Consider the following 20,227-nt stretch of genomic DNA (forward strand, 5'->3'; position numbering starts at 1 on the left):
GATTGGTGTTGAAGCTGACGGCATTTGTCTTTTGAAGAAAATAAGGTTTTGCATCGGCTTATGGCCTGATGCGTGTTCTGCATACATTGTGAAGAGAAGATTGATCTGGAGGCTTCCAGGTGTTTTGGGTTTTGCCCAAGGCGTCCGAGCCCAGTTCTAGTGATCCCATGGATGGCCTAGCCGGCCGGATATGGGTGAAGGACTGGAGGTAGGAAGGAAGCTTGTCGCTCTGGGTCGTTGTTGTTTGCTGTCTTTAGGGACGGCATCTGACGGACGACTTGATTGCCGTTGCCTGACCGCGCGGTATCGGATCATATCTCGAGAAGCTGGTCTTAAGACAGGCTGCAAGTGAGCTGCTCGGCGTAGCTCCAATAAAGCAGACCTGTCGAACACGTTAATGGCATTGTTGGATTGACTGGGTTGTAAAAGGTAACCCGGTCTGTTGCCGTTCCTTGGAACGGGCAACGAGACGATGAGCATTGGCAATGAGAACGATTAAGTGTCGTAAGGGCATTTGGTGGATGCCTTGGCATGCACAGGCGATGAAGGACGTGATACGCTGCGAAAAGCCGTGGGGAGCTGCGAATGAGCTTTGATCCATGGATCTCCGAATGGGGCAACCCACCTTAAATGCTTGGAAAATCATTCTGGTTGTCTGGCCTTTGGCCCGGCAACCCGAGTGGTTTCCAAGCATTGTGATAAGGTATCTACACCTGAATACATAGGGTGTAAGAAGCGAACGCAGGGAACTGAAACATCTAAGTACCTGCAGGAAAGGACATCAACCGAGACTCCGCAAGTAGTGGCGAGCGAACGCGGACCAGGCCAGTGGCAATTGTGATTAAAGTGGAACGCTCTGGAAAGTGCGGCCGTAGTGGGTGACAGCCCCGTACGCGTAGATATCATGATTGTCCTAGAGTAGGGCGGGACACGAGAAATCCTGTCTGAACATGGGGAGACCACTCTCCAAGCCTAAGTACTCGTGCATGACCGATAGCGAACAAGTACCGTGAGGGAAAGGTGAAAAGCACCCCGACAAGGGGAGTGAAATAGAACCTGAAACCGGATGCCTACAAACAGTCGGAGCCCGCAAGGGTGACGGCGTACCTTTTGTATAATGGGTCAACGACTTAGTGTAACAAGCAAGCTTAAGCCGGTAGGTGTAGGCGAAGCGAAAGCGAGTCTGAATAGGGCGATTTAGTTTGTTGCATTAGACCCGAAACCGAGTGATCTAGCCATGAGCAGGTTGAAGGTTGGGTAACACCAACTGGAGGACCGAACCCGCATCTGTTGCAATAGATTGGGATGACTTGTGGCTAGGGGTGAAAGGCCAATCAAACTCGGAAATAGCTGGTTCTCCGCGAAATCTATTTAGGTAGAGCGTCGAGCGAATACCCCCGGGGGTAGAGCACTGGATGGGCTATGGGGACTCACCGTCTTACTGATCCTAACCAAACTCCGAATACCGGGGAGTACTACTCGGCAGACACACGGCGGGTGCTAACGTCCGTCGTGAAAAGGGCAACAACCCTAACCTCCAGCTAAGGTCCCCAAGTCATGGCTAAGTGGGAAAGGATGTGAGGATCCCAAAACAACCAGGATGTTGGCTTAGAAGCAGCCATCATTTAAAGAAAGCGTAACAGCTCACTGGTCTAAATAAGGGTCTTTGCGCCGAAAATGTAACGGGGCTGAAGCCATGCACCGAAGCTGAGGATTTGCGAGCAATCGCAAGTGGTAGCGGAGCGTTCCGTAAGCTGATGAAGGGAGACCCGTGAGGGCTCCTGGAGGTATCGGAAGTGCGAATGTTGACATGAGTAACGATAAAGAGGGTGAGAGACCCTCTCGCCGAAAGACCAAGGGTTCCTGCTTAAAGTTAATCTGAGCAGGGTTAGCCGGCCCCTAAGGCGAGGCAGAAATGCGTAGTCGATGGGAACCACGTTAATATTCGTGGGCCTGGTGGTAGTGACGGATTGCACAAGTTGTTCATTCTTATTGGATTGGATGGGCAGCGGAGCGGTTCCAGGAAATAGCTCCACCGTATAGACCGTACCCGAAACCGACACAGGTGGTCAGGTAGAGTATACCAAGGCGCTTGAGAGAACTATGTTGAAGGAACTCGGCAAATTGCACGCGTAACTTCGGAAGAAGCGTGACCCCATGCTAGGCAACTATTATGGGGTGGCACAGACCAGGGGGTAGCGACTGTTTATCAAAAACACAGGGCTCTGCGAAGTCGCAAGACGACGTATAGGGTCTGACGCCTGCCCGGTGCTGGAAGGTTAAGAGGAGAGGTGCAAGCTTTGAATCGAAGCCCCAGTAAACGGCGGCCGTAACTATAACGGTCCTAAGGTAGCGAAATTCCTTGTCGGGTAAGTTCCGACCTGCACGAATGGCGTAACGACTTCCCCGCTGTCTCCAACATAGACTCAGTGAAATTGAATTCCCCGTGAAGATGCGGGGTTCCTGCGGTCAGACGGAAAGACCCCGTGCACCTTTACTATAGCTTTACACTGGCATTCGTGTCGGCATGTGTAGGATAGGTGGTAGGCTTTGAAGCGGGGACGCCAGTTTCCGTGGAGCCATCCTTGAAATACCACCCTTATCGTCATGGATGTCTAACCGCGGCCCGTTATCCGGGTCCGGGACAGTGTATGGTGGGTAGTTTGACTGGGGCGGTCGCCTCCGAAAGAGTAACGGAGGCGCGCGATGGTGGGCTCAGACCGGTCGGAAATCGGTCGTCGAGTGCAATGGCATAAGCCCGCCTGACTGCGAGACTGACAAGTCGAGCAGAGACGAAAGTCGGTCATAGTGATCCGGTGGTCCCGCGTGGAAGGGCCATCGCTCAACGGATAAAAGGTACGCCGGGGATAACAGGCTGATGACCCCCAAGAGTCCATATCGACGGGGTTGTTTGGCACCTCGATGTCGGCTCATCGCATCCTGGGGCTGGAGCAGGTCCCAAGGGTTTGGCTGTTCGCCAATTAAAGCGGTACGTGAGCTGGGTTCAGAACGTCGTGAGACAGTTCGGTCCCTATCTGCCGTGGGTGTAGGAATATTGACAGGATCTGTCCCTAGTACGAGAGGACCGGGATGGACATATCTCTGGTGGACCTGTTGTCCTGCCAAGGGCATAGCAGGGTAGCTACATATGGACGGGATAACCGCTGAAGGCATCTAAGCGGGAAACCCACCTGAAAACGAGTATTCCCTATCAGAGCCGTGGAAGACGACCACGTTGATAGGCCGGGTGTGGAAGTGCGGCAACGCATGAAGCTTACCGGTACTAATAGCTCGATCGGCTTGATCGTTCTCATTGACTATGCTCATCTCAAGGCGACCGCAAAGCGGTCGTCCTGACAAGGCGAAGGCGCCAGCCTTTGCCCGGTCCCGGCGAACACGAAGTGTTCGTCCGGTTGGAGCTCTAAAACGTGTTCAAAAACGAAGTCATAGGACTTCACCAGCTTCTCAAAACATATAGTTGCGCTTTGCCGACCTGGTGGTTATGGCGGGGTGGCTGCACCCGTTCCCTTTCCGAACACGGCCGTGAAACGCCCCTGCGCCCATGGTACTTCGTCTTAAGACGCGGGAGAGTAGGTCGCTGCCAGGTCTGCAAAGCGCAACTTATGTAAAACAATCTTCTCATCACAAACTCTACGGCCCATAGCCGAAATAAAAGGGCCGCTCACAAAGCGGCCTTTCGTGTTAGAATACTGCAGCAAATCTCAAAGATTTGCACATGGCGCGGGGTGGAGCAGCCCGGTAGCTCGTCAGGCTCATAACCTGAAGGCCGCAGGTTCAAATCCTGCCCCCGCAACCAAATTCCAAATGGACAATACGCAAAAGCCCGCCTCGTGCGGGCTTTTTGCGTTCCAGAAGTTTGAGGCAGGCATCCAGGATTCAGTAATCGGATACCCAGTTCAATTCATTCCGGGCCAGGAATTCTGCTGCCTGTATTGTATCCAGGGCACTCGCTGTCTCCCTGAAGTAAGGCAAGGTTTCCCAGAGGCAGTGATCGCCGACGATATAGAGCGGAGAGGTTCAGTCGAAGAAGCCGACGTCCTCTTCCCTGAGATATCTCCTGGCCGCTTCGGCGTCGATATCGAGGCCCAACCCCGGCGCTTCCAGTAGGTCCACCATGCTGTCCTTGACGATCTGCGGCGGCAAGCCGATTACCAGATCCTCCCACCAGGTGTCGGAGGCGCTCGGATATTCGAAGGCGATATAATTTGCCGGCAAGGTGGCGCAGACATTGATCAACGCGCCGAGCCCCAGCAGGCCGTTAGCGGTGCCGTGCGGTGCCATCAGGATCGAGTGCATGTAGGCGTGCTCGGCGACCCATTTGAGCTCGGCAATGCCGCCAATGTCGGCTGGATCGGGGCCGATGATGCGTACCGCCTGCGTCTCGATCAGTTCCTTGAAATTGTGCCGCAGGTAGATCTGCTCACCAGTGTGGATTGGCGTCGAGGTGGAGGTTGTCAGCTCCCGATAGGCCTGCGGATTGACCCACGGCACGTAGTCGCCAGTCAGCATATCCTCGAGCCACATCAAATTGTACTTCTCGACTGCGCGAGCGAACTTGATCGCGTCGGGCAGCATCCAGCCCGGGCCGCAGTCGAGCGCCAGGCTGACTTTGTCGCCCAGCACTTCCTTCATCGCGATCACGCAGTCGAGCATGTGATTGAAACCGCGCTCGCTGATCATGCCCTGATCCATGGCGCCGTGATAGCCGGCCTTCTTCTGCGTCACGCCGTAGTGGAAGTCCTCGATGGTGTCCTTCATGTTGGAGTGGAACGAGATTCCTTGCTTGACCATGAAGAAGTTCTGCGGCTGCTCCATCATCCATTTGACGTCAGCGGCGTAGTCCTCCGGCCGGTCGCCCGTGCGTTTCTGGCGAATCGAGCCATTGTAGACGCGCACCTTGTCCCGCACCTTGCCGCCGAGCAGTTTATAGACGGGCACGCCCGCGGCCTTGCCGGCAATATCCCATAATGCATGCTCGATAGCGCTTACCGCCGCGCCGTACGGCTTGAAAGAGCCGCGTTGGCGGATCTTCAGCATCACTCTCTCGACGTCAGTAGGGTCCTCGCCGATCAGCGCCTCGCGGAAATGCAGCACAAAGGGCTTGAGGTAGGACTTGGTGAATTCGACTTCGCCCAAGCCATAGAGGCCCTCGTCCGTAACGATGCGGACGATCGGGTGTTTGCCGATAACGGCGCAGCGCAGATCGGTGATCTTCATCTTCGTTCCTTTTCGCCTCAGCTCCAGGTGCGATCCCAGGAATACTCATCGTCCCAGTGATCCGTGGGCTGCCAGATGCCGGTGACACCCGGCTGCAGATGCCGCGAGATCACCTCGTCGACGACGTCGTCAATCCCCAGGCCCGGCTTGTCCGGAACAGTGATGAAGCCGTCCTTCACCAACGGCCTGGGAAGGCCCGTGACGATATCGTCCCACCAGTCGACATCGGCGGAATGGTATTCGAGCGCCATGAAATTTTCGGTCGCGGTCGCGACATGTGCCGCGGCCATTGCGGCGATTGGACTTTCTGCCATGTGGATGGCCATGGCTACACCACTGTCCTGCGCCATATCGCCGATCTTCTTGGTCTCGAGGATGCCCCCACTGGTGAGCAGGTCCGGGTGAATAACGGAGACGCCGCCGCTCTTGAGCAGAGGCTCGAAGCCCTCCTTGAGATATATATCCTCGCCAGTGCAGATCGGTATCGTGGTAGCGTCCTGCAGTTGTCGGTATTGCTCGGTATATTGCCATGGGATCACATCCTCGAGCCAGGCTGGCACGTATTTTTCAATGCGCCTGGCAAGGCGAATGCCGTTCTGCATGGAGATATGGCCGATATGGTCGATCGCAAGCGGCACATCCATGCCGATGACCTCACGAACCTCGGCAATGTATTGCTCAAGCAGATCGAGGCCCTTGTCGGAAAAGTGCAGGCCGGTAAACGGGTGCGGGACGTTATGCAAATCGTATGCAGCGTTGCGCATACGCCGCTCTTCAATGGTCTTCAGTGGTCCGCGACTGGGACCGTCGCGGTATCCTTCCAGTGAGCCGGCAGGAAACACGACCGCACCGGGCACATCCGCGATCTGCATCAATCCCAAATCCATCTTGAGGAAGGTGAATCCGAGCTCCATGCGCTGCTTGAGGCGCTTACCGGTCTCCGTACCGCTTGGCACAGTGGCGTCGGTATCGCAGTAGACACGCACTTTATCCCGAAACCGGCCGCCCAGCATCTGGTAGATAGGGACGCCATAGGCCTTGCCGGCAAGATCCCACAACGCGATTTCAACCGCCGATACGCCGCCGCCTTGCCGGCCATGCCCGCCGAACTGCTTGATCCGGCGAAACAGGCGGTCGATGTCGCAAGGGTTTTCGCCAAGCAATCGGCTCTTCAGCATCAGCGCGTAGGTGGCGCTGGCGCCGTCGCGCACCTCGCCAAGCCCGACGATGCCCTGGTTGGTGTAGATCTTGAGCAGCACCGAGGTGAACGGCGCGCCGACAATCTCGGCCACCCGCATGTCGGTGATGCGGAGGTCGGACGGCTTGGAATGCGTGTTCACCCGATTCAGCGCCTCGTCGGCTCCATGTGCCTCTGGCATGATCTATCCTCGTTCTGATCGGCGGGGCTCGTCGTCGCGCAAGCTTGGGCGGCGTAGAGCGGTGATAGCTAGTCCAGCTCTATCTCGTGATTTTGAAGGTAGTCGCGGTTCATTTCGACGCCGAGACCAGGCTTGGGCGTAAGCTTGAGGCTGCCGTTCGAAACATCGAGTGGTTTGTCGATGAGGTGATCGTATTTGCCCAGATTCCACTCCGACGTTTCGAGTTTGTAGAAGTTAGGAACGGTCATCATCACCTGCGCTCCCGCAACCACGTTGATCGGTCCTGCAGCATCATGCGGCGAGACCGGGATGTAGTAGGCTTCGCATAGCGCAGAAATCTTTTTGAGTTCGGTGATGCCGCCGGTCCAGGTGACATCAGGCATGATGTAGTCGGCAAGCCTGTTTTCGAGCACCGGCACGAAATCCCATTTCGTGTGGCCGCGCTCGCCCCACGAGATAGCGGCACTGACCTTCTCACGGACCTGCTTGAGGGCGTTGAGGCTCTCCGGTGGACACGGCTCCTCGAACCAGTCGATCTGACCAGCTTCCTCGAGGCTCCGACAAAGGCGAATGGCGGTGGGAACGTCGAACCGGCCATGCGCATCGATGAGAATGTCGACATCAGGGCCTGCCGTTTCGCGGATCAGAGCCGTGAGTTCGGCGGCTTCGCGCTCATCCTTGCGGGTTATGCTGCCATCGAGGTAGCCGTCCCGCTGCTCGCGAGGCTGTCCATCGGCGGTACGGCCTTGGTAGGGGAAAGGATCGAACTTGAGCGCAGTGTGGCCGGACTCGACGATGTCTCGAATTTCCCGGACCACAGCCTCCTTGCTGGTGAACTTGGCTTGGTTGGGATGGGTGTAGAGCGTGATTTCATCGCGTACCGGTCCACCCAACAGCTCGTAAATTGGCTTGCCCAAAACTTTGCCTCGGATGTCCCAGAGGGCTATGTCGATGGCGCTCACGCATTCGACTGCGGCGCCGCGACTGCCCATATAGGTGAAGCTGCGGAATATCTTGTGCCACAGATACTCGATACGCGCCGGGTCCTCGCCCGTCACAGCGGCACCAATCTGCCGCAGGATCGTGCAGAGGGCGCGATTGGCGAGCCTTGTCGTGGTGGTGATCTCTCCCCAGCCGCTCACCCCCTCGTCGGTCGTCACTTCGACGAACAGAAACTCTCCCCAATAAGAAGCATCGGATCTGATGAGCCACGGCCGAACGCTGGTGATTTTCATCTCAGCTGCCTTTATCTGAAGTGGTCGGGATAACGGTATTCCAGGCCCGGTATTCTATCCTGCCCGAGCGGCATTACGCGCACGCATGTGTTCGAGGATGTGCCGGCCGGAGCCCTCGACGTGGCGTGCAATGAGTTCGGCTGCCTCGTTCGCATTTCCCGCTTTTACATGCGCAATGAGCTCGCGATGCTCGCTAAGGATCGCGGCACGCCGGGCGAGCGTGAAGTTGAACCGCCGGCTCACGGCTCGAAGCACTTCGCGATGCTTCCACCAAAGCTCGGCGGCATGGCGGTTGTAGTGCTTTTGGTACATGACGGTGTGAAAGGCGGTGTCCAGTTCGCTGTGCCTGAACGTGTCGGCGAAGTCGTTCTCTTCAATCAGGCCTTGGATGCGTTCGAGTTCAGCAATGTCCTCGACAGTGGCCATATTCACGAACCATCGCGTCAGTGCCGGCTCGATCAAGACTCCGATCTCGTAGATATCGCGAACAAAATCCTGATCTATGGGCCGTACGCGCGCTCCGCGGTTGGGAACGAAGGTGACAAAGCCCTCCCCGCGCAACAGTTGCAGAGCCTCGCGTACGGGGTTGGTCGAAGTGCCGTGGCGCCGGGCGAGATCGGTGACCACAAGCCGTTCATTGGCAGCGAGCCGCCCTTCGATGATGTCTTCCCTGATCAGTTGATAAAGCGAGGCGCCCTCGCTGGAGGCCCCGATAGCGTCGATCCCTGCGGGTGGCTGTGCTTTAAAATCGCTTGTTTCGGCCAAGGCTGCCCCCAATCAATACATATATTGTTCGGATATCACGCGATGTTTCGATAAACAATGTACGATTTCTCTTGTTGACAGGCAATCTACGATCTGAAAACGTATGATCAGGTCGAAGGGATACATTGGGTGGAAAATCCCGCGACCGGGAGGAACGACCGCTCGCCTCGACGCAGAGCGGCATGGGAGAACCTGGAGGATACCCTATGACGAGGATTTCACTCGGCTGTGCCGTCCTGCGCGGCACTGTCTCCACTGCTTTGATGGTATCGTTGATGTCCGCGTCTGCGCTGGGTGCGCCGGTCGACTTGAGCAAGTGGTCGCCGGAATATGTGCGCTCCATTGCCGGCACACAGGACTTTGACACGGCGGCCGATTGCGCCAAGGTCACCCCGCTCGACTACAAGGGGCGACTGACTTTCTGGTATCAGGGCGTGTTCGAGGGCGACCCCGACCTCCTGCGCCAGTATTACAAGGATTTCTTCGAGACCTTCCGCAAAACCTATCCAAACATCCAGCTTGAGGACCAAGCCCTCACCTATAACGACCTGCTGGACAAGTTCCGGACCGCGCTTCTTGGCAATGCAGCGCCCATGGCGGTCCGCCTGCAAATCCTGGGGGGCACCGAGTTCGCCGCAAAGGGCTATCTGGAACCGCTTAAACCCGAGGATGTAGGGTATTCGACCGAGGATTTCTGGCCCGGTGCGATGAAGGCCGTGACCTGGGAGGGGGTGACCTACGGCATCCCAACCAATAACGAGACGATGGCGTTCATCTGGAACGCCGACGTCTTCAAGCGTGCAGGCCTCGATCCTGACAAGGCTCCGGCAACCTGGGACGACGTCGTCAAATATTCCAAGCAGATCCACGACAAGCTCGGCATTGCCGGTTACGGCCTCGTGGCGCGCAAGAATGCCGGCAATACGCCATATCGCTTCATGCCGCAGCTGTGGGCCTATGGCGGCGGCGTCTTCGACGAAGCTACCGCCAACCCGACCTATAAGCAGGTCCAGCTCGATAGCCCCCAGAGCAAAGCGGCATTGCAAGCCTCCTACGATATGTATGTTCGCGACAAATCGGTTCCGGTTTCAGCGCTCACCAATCAGCAGGCGGATAACCAGCCCCTCTTCCTCGCTGGCCAGCTCGGCATGATGGTCTCGCACCCGTCCGACTACAACGTCATGCTCGACCTGCAGAAAAAGACGACGGGCAGCGACAAGGACAAAGCGCAGACCGTCATCGACAATATGCGCTACGGCCTGATTCCGACTGGCCCCGACGGCAAGCGTGCCGTCGTGTTTGGCGGCTCGAATATTCACATCCTGAAGCCCGAATATGTCGAGGGCGGCAAGGTCGACGAGCCGGCTGCAAAGGCTATCAGCTGCATGTGGGCGAGCCCCGAATGGTCGCTGAAAATGGCCTATGCAGGCTCGAACCCGGGGAACCTTAACGGCTTCAAGACCAAATGGATGAAGGAACGTCTGGACAGTATCAAGTTCCTTGATGTCACGACTTCGATGCTGCCATACGGCATCCCGTTCCCGGCACTGCCACAGTCCCCCGAGATCATGAACATCATCGTCCCGGACATGCTGCAGAATGCCCTCACCGGTGCCATGACCGTCGACCAGGCAGCGGACGACGCAGCCAAGAAGGTAAAAGACCTGACGGACGGCGGACTCTAGTCCACACCTGCCGATCTGACCGGCTGCGCCTCGATTGCAGCCGGTTTCTTCCGAAGAATAAGGGCAGGGCACAGTGACCATCTTGACTGGGAAGGCCGAGGCGCGCCGAAAACTGCAACCCGAGGGGTCTGGCGTGCTGCGAAAGATTTGGGAGCATCGCGCTGACTACGCGTACGTGCTTCCCGCGATCGCCGTGATGCTCATCGTCATAGCCTATCCGATCTACTACACGATCGAGCTGTCGTTCTTCAACACACCGCCTGGCCTGCAGCTCCGGGACAAGATCTTTATCGGCCTCGACAACTACACCGCTATCCTCACAAGTCCGGTGTTCTGGACAGTCACCTCGAACACTCTGATCTGGACATTTGGATCCACTTTGATCTCATTTGTCCTGGGGTTTGCCTGCGCCCTGGCGCTTCATCGCGACTTTGTCGGCCGCGGTATCCTGCGGGCCATCCTGATCATTCCCTGGGTCATCAGCGCGGTCGCCGCGTCCTATATCTGGAAGTGGATCTACCATTCGGACTTTGGAATTATTGGGGCGGTGCTGGTCGGCCTCGGATTGGCCGACAGGCCGCCGAATTTCATCGACAGCGTCAGCACGGTGCTGCCCTCCCTGATCGTCGTCAATATCTGGCGGGAGTTTCCGTTTGCCATGATCATGATGATGGCTGGCCTGCAGACGGTTCCCGATCAGTTGCTGCGCGCCGCAAAAGTCGACGGAGCCAATGCATGGCAGCGGTTCTGGCACGTCACCTTCCCGCATTTGAGAAACGTCTCGACCGTGACGATCCTTCTGCTGGCCGTGGCCAACTTCAATTCATTCATCATCCCCTGGATCATGACCGGCGGCGGGCCGTCGAACGCATCGCATATCTGGATCACTCACATTTATGAGCTCGCCTTCGGCCGCCAGCGCTGGGGGGTGGCATCGGCCTATTCGGTGCTGCTGTTCCTGATCCTGATGTCGTTCGGCTACTTTTACGTCCGTGCGCTGAGCGGCAACGAGCGGAAGGATGGGAGCGCATGAGCACGATTGCCGAGACTGCTCTTCGCGGTAAGGCCCGTCGCCGTATGCGCATCGACGGATGGCGGTGGGGCGGACGCATCTTCCTCGTGTTCATGATGCTTTACACCGCGTTGCCGATGATCTGGATGCTGATCACCTCGATCAAGTCCGGCTTCGCGGCCATGCAATTCCCGCCGCAATGGTGGCCCGACCAACCCACCCTTGCCAGCTACGAGAAGCTGCTCGATCCGCAAAACAGCGTCGGCCAGGACTTCCTGCGCTTCTTCTGGAACAGCCTTTTCGTCTCCACCGCCACGACCATCCTTTCGGTCATCGTGGCAGTACCTGCGGCCTACGCGTTTTCGCGCTTCACCTTCCCGGGCCGAAACTTTCTGTTCTTCGCCGTCTTGCTTCGCAACATGTTCCCGGCGGTGATCTTTCTCGTGCCGCTCTTCATCCTGATGCGCGCGATCGGGCTGGTGAACACGCATGCGTCGCTCGTCCTCACCTACCTCACATTTGGCCTGCCGCTGGCAATCTGGCTTCTCAAGGGCTTCTACGACAACATCCCGGTGCAGCTCGAGCAGGCGGCGCGCATCGACGGCGCGACGCGGTTCCAGGCCTTTGTCCTGATCGTGATGCCGCTCTCGACGCCAGGAATCATCGCCACGGCGATCTATTCCTTTATCGGCGCGTGGAATGAATACATCTACGCTTACACCTTCCTCTCCAAGAACGAGCAGTTGACACTGCCGGTCGGCATCCAGCGCTTCTTCTCGGAGAATACGACGGACTTTCCGGGCCTGATGGCGGCCAGCTTTATGATGAGCGTGCCCGTCGTGGTCCTGTTCCTCGTCCTGCAACGATACTTCGTACGCGCCCTCACGGAAGGCGCAGTCAAGCACTAGAGGAGTTGCCGGTGGCCCACGTGGTCCTTAACGATCTGGTCAAGACCTATGGCAGCTTCAAAGCTGTCAACAATGTTTCGCTGACGGTCAACGACGGCGAATTCGTTGCGCTCGTCGGCCCTTCAGGCTGCGGCAAAACAACCACGCTCAATCTTGTGGCGGGGCTCATCCCTATCACATCTGGCGACATCGTCATCGGCGACCGGGTGGTCAACGACCTCGACCCCAAGGACCGGGACATCGCAATGGTGTTCCAGAACTACGCGCTCTATCCGCAGAAATCGGTCTACAAAAACCTGGCGTTTCCGCTGCAGATGCGCAAACTGCCAAGGGACGAGATCGACAGGAAGGTCAAGGAAGCAGCGCGCGTGCTCGACATGACGCAGTTGCTCGAGCGCAAGCCACGCGAACTTTCCGGCGGGCAACAGCAGCGCGTGGCGCTCGGCCGTGCCCTCGTTCGCGATCCGGCGGTATTCCTGATGGATGAACCACTCTCCAACCTCGACGCGAAGCTGCGCGTGCAGATGCGCTCAGAGATCAAGCGTTTCCACCAGGACCTCAAGGCGACGATCATCTACGTGACCCACGACCAGCTCGAAGCGGTAACTATGGCCGACAGGATGGCGGTGATGAACGGCGGCTACCTGCAGCAATACGATTCACCGGCGCAGGTCTTCGCCCATCCGGTGAACATGTTCGTCGCCAGCTTCGTCGGCAGCCCGGCGATGAGCCTTGTTCCGCTGGAGGCATCAACGGCAAGCGGCAACACTGTGTTGACCAGCGCGGAGGGCTGGCACTTCGAGCTCTCGCCAGAAAACGCTCAGAAGGTCGCGAGGGCAACAACCAAGAAAGTCGTGCTCGGCGCACGTCACTCGGCGATCAAGTTGCACAAGAGTGCGGTGCCAGGAAGCATCCCTGCCAAGGCCTATACGGTGGAGCCGACCGGAGACGTCACCTTCGTACAGGCGTTCCTGTCTGGCGCCATCGTCAACGTCAGCGTGCCGCCGACTATTTCCGTTGCGCCCGACGAGCAGATTTGGCTCGAGTTCGACCAGGAGCGGATGCATCTGTTCGACGGCGAAACAGAAATGGCCCTCAAGGCCAACTGAGACCAAGCGGATGCGTGTGAAACGAGGGCGTGGATGACTACGAAGCTTAAAATCACGGCGATCAAGCCCTATCCAGTATGGGTAGGAACGCGCAACCAGATGCTGGTCAAGGTCGAGACTGACAACGGCATCTTCGGCTGGGGCGAGAGCGGTTTGAGCGGTCGCGAGAAGGCCGTGGCCGGCGCGATCGAGCACTATCGCGAGTTTCTCATCGGCCGCGACGCGATGCAGATTGGTCGGATCTGGCAAGAAGTCTATCGTAGCCAATACTTCGAAGGCGGGCGCGTTCTGCAGGCGGCGATTTCCGCCATCGACATTGCCCTTCACGACATCAAGGGCAAGGCGCTGGGGGTGCCGGCCTACGATCTGTTGGGCGGCAAGCAGCGCGACCGCATTCCTACCTTCGCCTCCACCGGTGACGAGGCCGAGGGCGATGTTGCCATCGAACGAGCCCGCGAACTACGCGCACAGGGGTGGCAGGCGATCCGCTTCTTCCCCATCGGGCAAAACAGCAAGGATATCTTTGAGCCGCGCGAATCGATCGGCGCTACAGCAAGCATGCTAAACAAGGCGCGCGAGGCGCTGGGCGACGACGTCGTCCTCGGCATCGACTATCATCATCGGTTGTCGGTGGCAGAGGCAGCGAGCTTCTGTAACAAGCTCGGCCGCGGCGTGCTTGATTTCCTCGAGGAGCCAATACGCGACGAGACACCGGAGGCCTACGAATCCCTGCGCACGATGACCGACATCCCGTTCGCCATCGGCGAGGAATTTGCCAGCAAGTGGCAGTTCCTGCCCTACATCGAGCGTGGCATCCATCAGTTCAACCGGCTCGATGTCTGCAATGTTGGCGGGCTCACTGAAGCGATGAAGGTGGCTGGCTGGAGCGAGGCACACTATGTGGACCTGATGCCGCACAATCCCCTCGGCCCAGTCTGCACGGCCGCGACCATCCATCTCGCCGCCGCGGTGCCGAATTTCGCCTGGCTCGAGACCAGGGCGCCCGAAGCAAAGCTCGGCTTCGACAATTCCGACTTCTTCCCCGTGCAACCACGGCTCGACGGCCCCGACTATCCGGTTAGCGATCTGCCGGGGCTCGGCGTCGAGGTCAACGAAGAGGCGGTCAAGGCGGAGAGCTTTCGGTTCTGGGAAGCACCTCACCTGAAGCGCCGCGACGGTTCTGTTACGAACTGGTAGTTCATCCACCGGAGTCTAAAATGACGCATACTCCCGACATTACGCGACCGCCCAAAGATATGATCGACGCATTGAAGGAAATCGGCGCCGCAACGGTTGCCGGCACGCTTGGCCACATGGGCTTCCGCAATCCGCACATGGTCGGTCCCGTACCGCAGAACCGCGGGAAGTCGATCGTCGGGCCGGCGCTGACGCTCCAGTTCATGCCGCAACGGCCGGACCTCTTCACCGAGGGAGAATATGCCGATCCGGAGACGCAGTTGCACCGGCACGTGCTCTATCACGCCCAGGAGGGCGATGTGGTGGTGGTCGACGCGCGCGGCGATATGAGTTCGGGCGTCTTCGGCGATATGATGTCGACCTATTTCAAAGGCAGAGGCGGCGCTGGCATCGTGATCGATGGCTGCATGCGCGATCGGCCCAATGTCGAGAAGCTGGATCTCCCCCTTTGGCTGCGCGGCTGGACGCCCAACTACCATGTGCAGACCAGCATCTACCCCAATGCCGTCAACGTTCCGATTGCCTGCGGCGGTGTCACCGTCATCCCCGGCGACATCATCGTCGCCGACGACGACGGGGTTGTGGTGCTTCCGGTCGCAATGGCCTCGAAGGTAATCGAAGAATCGCAAAGGCATCACGATTGGGAGGAGTTCTCGCGAGTGAAGCTTATGGAGGGCGGGTCGTTGCAGCGCTACTATCCGCTGCATGACGATGCCCGCGGAGAGTACGAAGAGTGGCGCAAAACAAACCGCTTGGAGAACCGAAGTTAGCCTACTGATTACCCTCGGCGGGCCGCGAACCTTCTGAGGTATTGCCGACGTCTACGCAAAAAATAGGGAGTCGAATTTCGCCGCAGCGCGATCAACGGTTTGCTCCCGCCGTCTCCCGCCGTCCTGAGTATTTGCCACGCGAAACTCTGTTTTCCAGACGGTGTATCGCCTCCACATTGCGCTTTACAACTATATAACATAGTTTCTACGTTACTAACAGAGCGCGAGCCTGCTGACTGGTTGTTGGGCCTGCCGTTAATGAAGGACGCTGCGACGATGTCTCGAGCTTACGCCACTTTTTCCGACAGTAGTTTTGCGGGCCGAAGCGTCCTTATCACGGGCGCCGCGAGCGGAATGGGTCTTGAAACTGCAAGGGCCTTCGCCAGCAAGGGCGCGGAAGTCGTCATGGCCGATCGTGATGAGGCGGGGCTGAAGCGCTACGGTGCGGAGCTGCGCAACGGCGGCGCGGCTGTTCACACCGTGACGGTGGATGTCAGCGATCAGGAGAGCATCGACAAGGCCTTCGATTATTGCGACGCCAATCTCGCGCGTCTCGATAACGTCGTGACGTGTGCGGCGATCATCACAGCCAAGCGTATATTCGAGCAGGATCGGGCGCATTGGCACCGCGTGCTCGATGTCAATCTGCTCGGCCCCTTCTTCGTCGTACAGGCGGCGGTCAAACGCATGCTCGACAATCCCGATGGCGGCAACATCGTCTGTATCGCCTCGGATGCTGGCGTGCATGGCGGCGGCGGGCTGATTGCCGATACCGCCTATGCGGCATCGAAAGCCGGGACCCTGTCGATGGTCAAGTCGGTGGCGCGGGAACTTGCGGGCAAGAAGATCCGCATCAACGCGCTGAACCCCGGGCCGACGGATTCCCCGATGCACTCCCATATCGACCAGTCACTGAAGGACCGCATCGCCGGCAATCTGCCGATGCGGCGCATGGGGCGGCCGGAGGATATGGCGGCTGCAATCATGTTCCTGTGCTCGGATGCAGCCAGCTTTACCTACGGTGCCGCGCTCGATGTCGATGGCGGATCGATGTTCCGCTAGGCCGGGGAGGGGATAAAACTATGCATCAGACAGCTCGCCGTTACGCCTATTCGGCCGATATTCCCGAACTCGATGATGTCGATGTACTCGTCATCGGGGGCGGACCATCGGGATTATCGGCCGCGGTGGCGGCGGCACGTCTTGGCGTGCGGGTACGCCTTGTGGAGCGCTACGGCTTCCTTGGTGGCAATCTCACGGCGGGCCTCGTCGGCCCCTGCATGACCTCCTATTCGCTCGACGGCAGCCAGCAACTGATCCGCGGCATCTACGAAGAATTCGTTCAGCGGATGATCGCGCTCGGCGGCGCGTTGCATCCGAGTACGATCCCGGCAGGTTCGGCCTATTGCGGCTTCATCGTCTACGGCCACGACAAGGTGACCCCTTTCCAGCCTGAGGCGGCGAAGGTCGCGGCGCAGCGCATGTGCGTCGAGGCGGGCGTGGAATTGTTGCTGCACACCATGGTCGTTGATGCCATCGTCGATGACCATGATGCGGACAATCCCCGGGTGCTCGGTGTTGTTTGCGCCGGCAAGGGTGGGCTGAGGAGCGTTCGTGCCAAGGTCGTCGTCGATTGCTCGGCTGGCGGCGATGTCGCCCATTATGCCGGCGTCCATACCCGTCAGGGGCGGGAAAGCGACGGCCTTTCCCAGCCGCAGACGCTGTTCTTCCGCGTGCAGAACGTCGATGACCAGGTGGTGGAGGATTATATTCGCGCGCATCCGCAGGATTTTCGGCCTTTCGCCTCGATCGTCGCCAAGGCGACGGCAGAGGGCCGCTTTCCCGCGCCTCGCCGCGGCATCGGCCTTTACAGGACCATGGAACCGGGCGTCTGGCGCATCAATACCGGCCGCGTGTTGCGCCGCAATGGGGCTGACGCCCTTGAGCTCTCGCTTGCCGAGGTCGAAGGCCGGGAGCAGACCGTGGCGCTGCTCGATTTCTTTCGCGGCAATCTGCCCGGCTTCGAACAGGTGGAACTGCGGGACACGGCAACCCAGATCGGCGTGCGGGAAACCCGACGGATCGACGGCGCCTACGAATTGACGCTGCAAGATTTGCATTCCGGCCGCGCCTTCGAAGATGTCGTGGCGTTGTGCGGCTATCCGCTCGATATTCACGACCCCACAGGCTCGGGCGGTGGTACCGGTGGCGCGGGGCTCGATGCCGCCAATATCTACCAGATACCTTACCGGGTCATGCTGCCGCGCGTTCATGAGGGCCTGTTGGTGTCCGGCCGCGCGGTCTCGGCGACGCATGAGGCGCTCAGCGCCATTCGCGTCATGCCGCCCTGTTTTGCGCTCGGCCAGGCGGCCGGTGTTGCCGCAGCACTTTCGGTCGGCAACAGGGCCAGCCCGCGGCATGTCGACTATGCGGATTTGCGTAGGGAACTTTTGGCCCAGGGTGCCTATCTTGGTTGACGGAAGGAGAAAGCGGGGAAGCGATACCCGCGTTTCTCAAATCAAGCCTTCAGATGAAGGGTCACCAGCACGGTGCATTCGGCGCCATCGGCAAAGTGGGTTGCAACGCGCAGCCAATTGCCGAAGGCGTTGAGCCGGGCCACGGCAACGCCGTCCTGTTCGCTGGGCATGGCGAATTCCGTTCCTTCTCGAACCCAGTGCATGCCGTCAGGCGAGATTTCCACCCAGCCCTTGGGTGCAGCGCCGACGGGGGGCTTCAATGCCCGAATAAAGAACACGGCTTCATGCGCCCAGCCGGCCTCATAGGGTTCGCTCGCGGCGTCGCCGCTCCAGCACTCATTGCGGGTTATCACCGCCGTGATGTTTTCGGGAAGCATCAAAAATCCCCTGAAATACAGATGGAATCGACGTAGAGAAACGCGCGCTTGGCGACATCTGTCTCGGCGAACAGGCAGAAGTTCAGCATGCACCAGAGATTTTTCATCGCCGGAATCCGGATCGACTCGAAGCCGGATACGTCGAAATTCCGGTCGTTGCACTGCAAGCCGGTGGCCTTCATGGAGGCGAGGTCGAAATCGAAACGCATATAGCTCCAGTTCACCTTCGTCGGGATCTCATTGTAGCAGAGCCGTTGTTCACCATCCGGCAGGTCCAGCCAGCCCTCGGGCGCCAGGTGATAGTGGCTTACGGTCTTGTCTTCCCGGCCAATGGCGGTGAAGACCGTGGTCTCACGTTTGTACTGCCATTTCTGCAGGTGCTTGCCGTCGAGTGCATTGAGAAAGCGCAGATGTGGCATAACCCGCTCGCCGTCTCCGTCCCGATCGCCGCATTGCAGGTCGAACAGGAAGCCGATCGATCGCACGTCGGTTTCCGATAGTTTCAGTTCCGTCGCCTCCGGCTTGAACGTGAAAAAAATCTCGAAACGGATCGGCCCGCGCTTGCGGAAGGTGTGACGCTTGATTGCAACGTTCTGGGCACCCGGTTTTGCCTTCGTGGCGATCTTTAGCGCATAGGACGAATCCATGCCGCCGTGGGATCCTGCATCCCAATGTCCGAGCGTTGAGAGCATGGCGCTCGAGTGCTGGGCAAAGCCCGGCAGCATGACGTCGAGGCTGTCCTCGTAATTGCCGACCAACTGTGACCAGCCGCAATGCCCGCGCGAAAAATCGTCAAAGGACAGGATACGCGGCAGAGGATCGAAACGGCTGAGCGCCGGATCCGCGCGAAGCATGCCGAGCCTCATGGCTTCCATCATGTCGGCTGTGGAAGAGGGGGCTGATGTCGTCATTGTGGCGTTGACCTCACTGTATGCGGAGCCGTTTGACGGCTTCCCAATCGATTTCGATGCCGAGACCCGGCCGTGTCGGCACGTCGAGCTGGCCATTCTTCTGGCGCAGGCAGCCTGGCGCCAGATCGGCCAGGTCGCGCTTGAAGGGGCTAAGATCGCATTCGCATTCCATCACCCGGAAATTCGGAAGGGCGGCCGCAAGATGCGCGCTGGCCGTCTCGCAGATAATGCCGGACATGCCGATATGCGGGGCGTAGGCCACATCATGAAGGGCGGCATAGTCGGCCATGCGCCGTGTTTCGGATATGCCGCCGGCACGGGCGATATCTGGCTGCAGGATTGAAAGGGTGCGGTTGGCGACGAGACGCTGCGCCTGATCGGCGGTAAAGTTGCTCTCTCCGGCTGCGAGCGGTACGCCGCAGCGCTTGCGCAGTTCTTCGTAGCCTTGCTCGATTTCCGGCGCCAGCGGCTCCTCGAACCAGAAGTAACCGTTGGCCGAAAGTGCCCTGCCGACTTCGATCGCCTGGTCCAGATCATAGGCCCAGTTGGCGTCGACACAGAGCTCGATATCGTCGCCTGCGCGTTTGCGCAGCCGTTCGATACGCCGGCAGGCTTCCTTGACGGGATTGGCCATCTTGACTTTGATGCGCGGGAATCCCTCACCGATATAGCGCTCCAATTCGCGATCCGCCTCAGCATCGTCGACCCAGTTTACGGCGGCGGCATAGACGTCGATCGTTTCCCGGCCGATGCCGCCAAGCAGCTTGGCGATCGGCATGCCCGCGGCCTTGCCCATGATGTCCCACAGCGCAATGTCGACGCCAGCGATCGCCTCGATCAGCATGCCGCCGGCCCGGCCTGACAGCGAGCGCCGCATGGATTGCCAGAGCGCGCCGATGTTGCGTGCGTCCTGTCCGATCAGCCGTGGTTTTAAAGAGGTTTCGATCAGTTCCGCATAGGCCTTGGGCGAAAACCGGGCCAGCACCTCACCGACGCCGACGATGCCGGCATCGGTGCGCACCTCGACGAGAAGCATCGAGACCTTGTGATAGGTGCCCCAGGACGTGACGGTCGGTTTGGGCAACGTCTGGTTGAGCGGATGGGCGATGACATCTGAAATGAGGATCGCCTGTCCGGCAGAATGTTGCACAGAATCCATCGGCT

Annotated in this window: 15 protein-coding genes, 1 tRNA gene and 2 rRNA genes; 11 read left to right on the forward strand and 7 right to left on the reverse strand. The window is 58.8% G+C overall.

Annotated elements, in window-relative coordinates:
- Positions 1-493: 493 nt before the first annotated feature.
- The 3 genes from FFM53_RS17680 to FFM53_RS17690 all read left to right on the forward strand — a co-directional run bounded on the left by FFM53_RS17680 (position 494) and on the right by FFM53_RS17690 (position 3,817).
- Positions 494-3,308 (forward strand): 23S ribosomal RNA (locus tag FFM53_RS17680).
- A gap of 184 nt (positions 3,309-3,492) precedes the next feature.
- Positions 3,493-3,607 (forward strand): 5S ribosomal RNA (gene rrf / locus FFM53_RS17685).
- A gap of 133 nt (positions 3,608-3,740) precedes the next feature.
- Positions 3,741-3,817 (forward strand) — tRNA-Met (locus tag FFM53_RS17690).
- A 221-nt stretch (positions 3,818-4,038) separates the two neighbouring features.
- On the opposite strand, the gene FFM53_RS17695 is transcribed toward FFM53_RS17690, so the two are convergent.
- From FFM53_RS17695 to FFM53_RS17710, 4 genes are all read right to left on the reverse strand, one after another.
- A complete protein-coding gene (locus tag FFM53_RS17695; RefSeq protein ID WP_138386728.1) occupies positions 4,039-5,238 on the reverse strand; it encodes a mandelate racemase/muconate lactonizing enzyme family protein in 1,200 nt (399 codons plus the stop codon).
- 17 nt (positions 5,239-5,255) lie between these two features.
- Positions 5,256-6,617 carry a mandelate racemase/muconate lactonizing enzyme family protein gene (locus FFM53_RS17700; protein ID WP_138386729.1) on the reverse strand — a complete coding sequence of 454 codons (1,362 nt, stop codon included), beginning with the start codon at positions 6,615-6,617 and terminating at the stop codon, positions 5,256-5,258.
- 68 nt (positions 6,618-6,685) lie between these two features.
- Positions 6,686-7,852, reverse strand: coding sequence for a mandelate racemase/muconate lactonizing enzyme family protein (locus FFM53_RS17705; protein ID WP_138386730.1), 1,167 nt, complete (start codon positions 7,850-7,852; stop codon positions 6,686-6,688).
- 54 nt (positions 7,853-7,906) lie between these two features.
- Positions 7,907-8,617, reverse strand: a complete 711-nt coding sequence (locus FFM53_RS17710) for a GntR family transcriptional regulator (protein ID WP_138330096.1) — start codon at positions 8,615-8,617, stop codon at positions 7,907-7,909.
- A 206-nt stretch (positions 8,618-8,823) separates the two neighbouring features.
- On the opposite strand from FFM53_RS17710, the gene FFM53_RS17715 reads away from it, so the two are divergent.
- The 8 genes from FFM53_RS17715 (at position 8,824) to FFM53_RS17750 (ending at position 17,775) form a co-directional block, all read left to right on the forward strand.
- Entirely contained in the window at positions 8,824-10,302 is a 1,479-nt protein-coding gene (locus tag FFM53_RS17715) for an ABC transporter substrate-binding protein (protein ID WP_138330097.1), read from the forward strand.
- Between the two features lie 73 nt (positions 10,303-10,375).
- On the forward strand, positions 10,376-11,335 hold the full coding sequence (locus FFM53_RS17720) for a carbohydrate ABC transporter permease (RefSeq protein WP_138330099.1): 960 nt from the start codon (positions 10,376-10,378) through the stop codon (positions 11,333-11,335).
- A complete protein-coding gene (locus tag FFM53_RS17725) occupies positions 11,332-12,222 on the forward strand; it encodes a carbohydrate ABC transporter permease (protein WP_138330101.1) in 891 nt (296 codons plus the stop codon). The genes FFM53_RS17720 and FFM53_RS17725 overlap by 4 nt, the downstream gene beginning before the upstream one ends.
- A gap of 11 nt (positions 12,223-12,233) precedes the next feature.
- Positions 12,234-13,331, forward strand: a complete 1,098-nt coding sequence (locus FFM53_RS17730) for an ABC transporter ATP-binding protein (RefSeq protein ID WP_138386731.1) — start codon at positions 12,234-12,236, stop codon at positions 13,329-13,331.
- Positions 13,332-13,364: 33 nt separating this feature from the next.
- A complete protein-coding gene (locus FFM53_RS17735; RefSeq protein ID WP_138386732.1) occupies positions 13,365-14,528 on the forward strand; it encodes a mandelate racemase/muconate lactonizing enzyme family protein in 1,164 nt (387 codons plus the stop codon).
- Between the two features lie 20 nt (positions 14,529-14,548).
- Positions 14,549-15,298 (forward strand): ribonuclease activity regulator RraA, encoded by a 750-nt coding sequence (locus FFM53_RS17740; protein ID WP_138330107.1) that lies wholly within the window; start codon positions 14,549-14,551, stop codon positions 15,296-15,298.
- Between the two features lie 258 nt (positions 15,299-15,556).
- The gene (locus FFM53_RS17745; protein WP_138386733.1) at positions 15,557-16,360 is read left to right on the forward strand and encodes an SDR family NAD(P)-dependent oxidoreductase; all 804 of its coding nucleotides are present in this window, start codon (positions 15,557-15,559) and stop codon (positions 16,358-16,360) included.
- A 20-nt stretch (positions 16,361-16,380) separates the two neighbouring features.
- Positions 16,381-17,775, forward strand: a complete 1,395-nt coding sequence (locus FFM53_RS17750) for an FAD-dependent oxidoreductase (protein WP_138386734.1) — start codon at positions 16,381-16,383, stop codon at positions 17,773-17,775.
- Positions 17,776-17,816: 41 nt separating this feature from the next.
- On the opposite strand, the gene FFM53_RS17755 is transcribed toward FFM53_RS17750, so the two are convergent.
- From FFM53_RS17755 to FFM53_RS17765, 3 genes are read right to left on the reverse strand one after another with little or no spacing between them, the layout of a single operon-like run.
- A complete protein-coding gene (locus tag FFM53_RS17755) occupies positions 17,817-18,152 on the reverse strand; it encodes a hypothetical protein (RefSeq protein WP_138386735.1) in 336 nt (111 codons plus the stop codon).
- The gene (locus FFM53_RS17760) at positions 18,152-19,018 is read right to left on the reverse strand and encodes a DUF6772 family protein (protein WP_138330663.1); all 867 of its coding nucleotides are present in this window, start codon (positions 19,016-19,018) and stop codon (positions 18,152-18,154) included. Before FFM53_RS17760 ends, FFM53_RS17755 begins: the two co-directional genes overlap by 1 nt.
- Positions 19,019-19,076: 58 nt before the next feature.
- Positions 19,077-20,222 (reverse strand): mandelate racemase/muconate lactonizing enzyme family protein, encoded by a 1,146-nt coding sequence (locus FFM53_RS17765; RefSeq protein ID WP_138386736.1) that lies wholly within the window; start codon positions 20,220-20,222, stop codon positions 19,077-19,079.
- Between the last annotated feature and the right edge of the window lie 5 nt (positions 20,223-20,227).

It is taken from the genome of Rhizobium indicum, from assembly GCF_005862305.2.
Lineage (GTDB): Bacteria > Pseudomonadota > Alphaproteobacteria > Rhizobiales > Rhizobiaceae > Rhizobium > Rhizobium indicum.

Excerpts from the sequence above, each read along its gene's own strand:
- FFM53_RS17755 (WP_138386735.1), bottom strand. The coding sequence starts at position 18,152 with ATGCTTCCCGAAAACATCACGGCGGTGATAACCCGCAATGAGTGCTGG.
- FFM53_RS17725 (WP_138330101.1), top strand. The coding sequence starts at position 11,332 with ATGAGCACGATTGCCGAGACTGCTCTTCGCGGTAAGGCCCGTCGCCGT.
- FFM53_RS17750 (WP_138386734.1), top strand. The coding sequence starts at position 16,381 with ATGCATCAGACAGCTCGCCGTTACGCCTATTCGGCCGATATTCCCGAA.
- FFM53_RS17715 (WP_138330097.1), top strand. The coding sequence starts at position 8,824 with ATGACGAGGATTTCACTCGGCTGTGCCGTCCTGCGCGGCACTGTCTCC.
- FFM53_RS17735 (WP_138386732.1), top strand. The coding sequence starts at position 13,365 with ATGACTACGAAGCTTAAAATCACGGCGATCAAGCCCTATCCAGTATGG.
- FFM53_RS17705 (WP_138386730.1), bottom strand. The coding sequence starts at position 7,852 with ATGAAAATCACCAGCGTTCGGCCGTGGCTCATCAGATCCGATGCTTCT.
- FFM53_RS17765 (WP_138386736.1), bottom strand. The coding sequence starts at position 20,222 with ATGGATTCTGTGCAACATTCTGCCGGACAGGCGATCCTCATTTCAGAT.
- FFM53_RS17760 (WP_138330663.1), bottom strand. The coding sequence starts at position 19,018 with ATGAGGCTCGGCATGCTTCGCGCGGATCCGGCGCTCAGCCGTTTCGAT.
- FFM53_RS17740 (WP_138330107.1), top strand. The coding sequence starts at position 14,549 with ATGACGCATACTCCCGACATTACGCGACCGCCCAAAGATATGATCGAC.
- FFM53_RS17745 (WP_138386733.1), top strand. The coding sequence starts at position 15,557 with ATGAAGGACGCTGCGACGATGTCTCGAGCTTACGCCACTTTTTCCGAC.
- FFM53_RS17695 (WP_138386728.1), bottom strand. The coding sequence starts at position 5,238 with ATGAAGATCACCGATCTGCGCTGCGCCGTTATCGGCAAACACCCGATC.
- FFM53_RS17700 (WP_138386729.1), bottom strand. The coding sequence starts at position 6,617 with ATGCCAGAGGCACATGGAGCCGACGAGGCGCTGAATCGGGTGAACACG.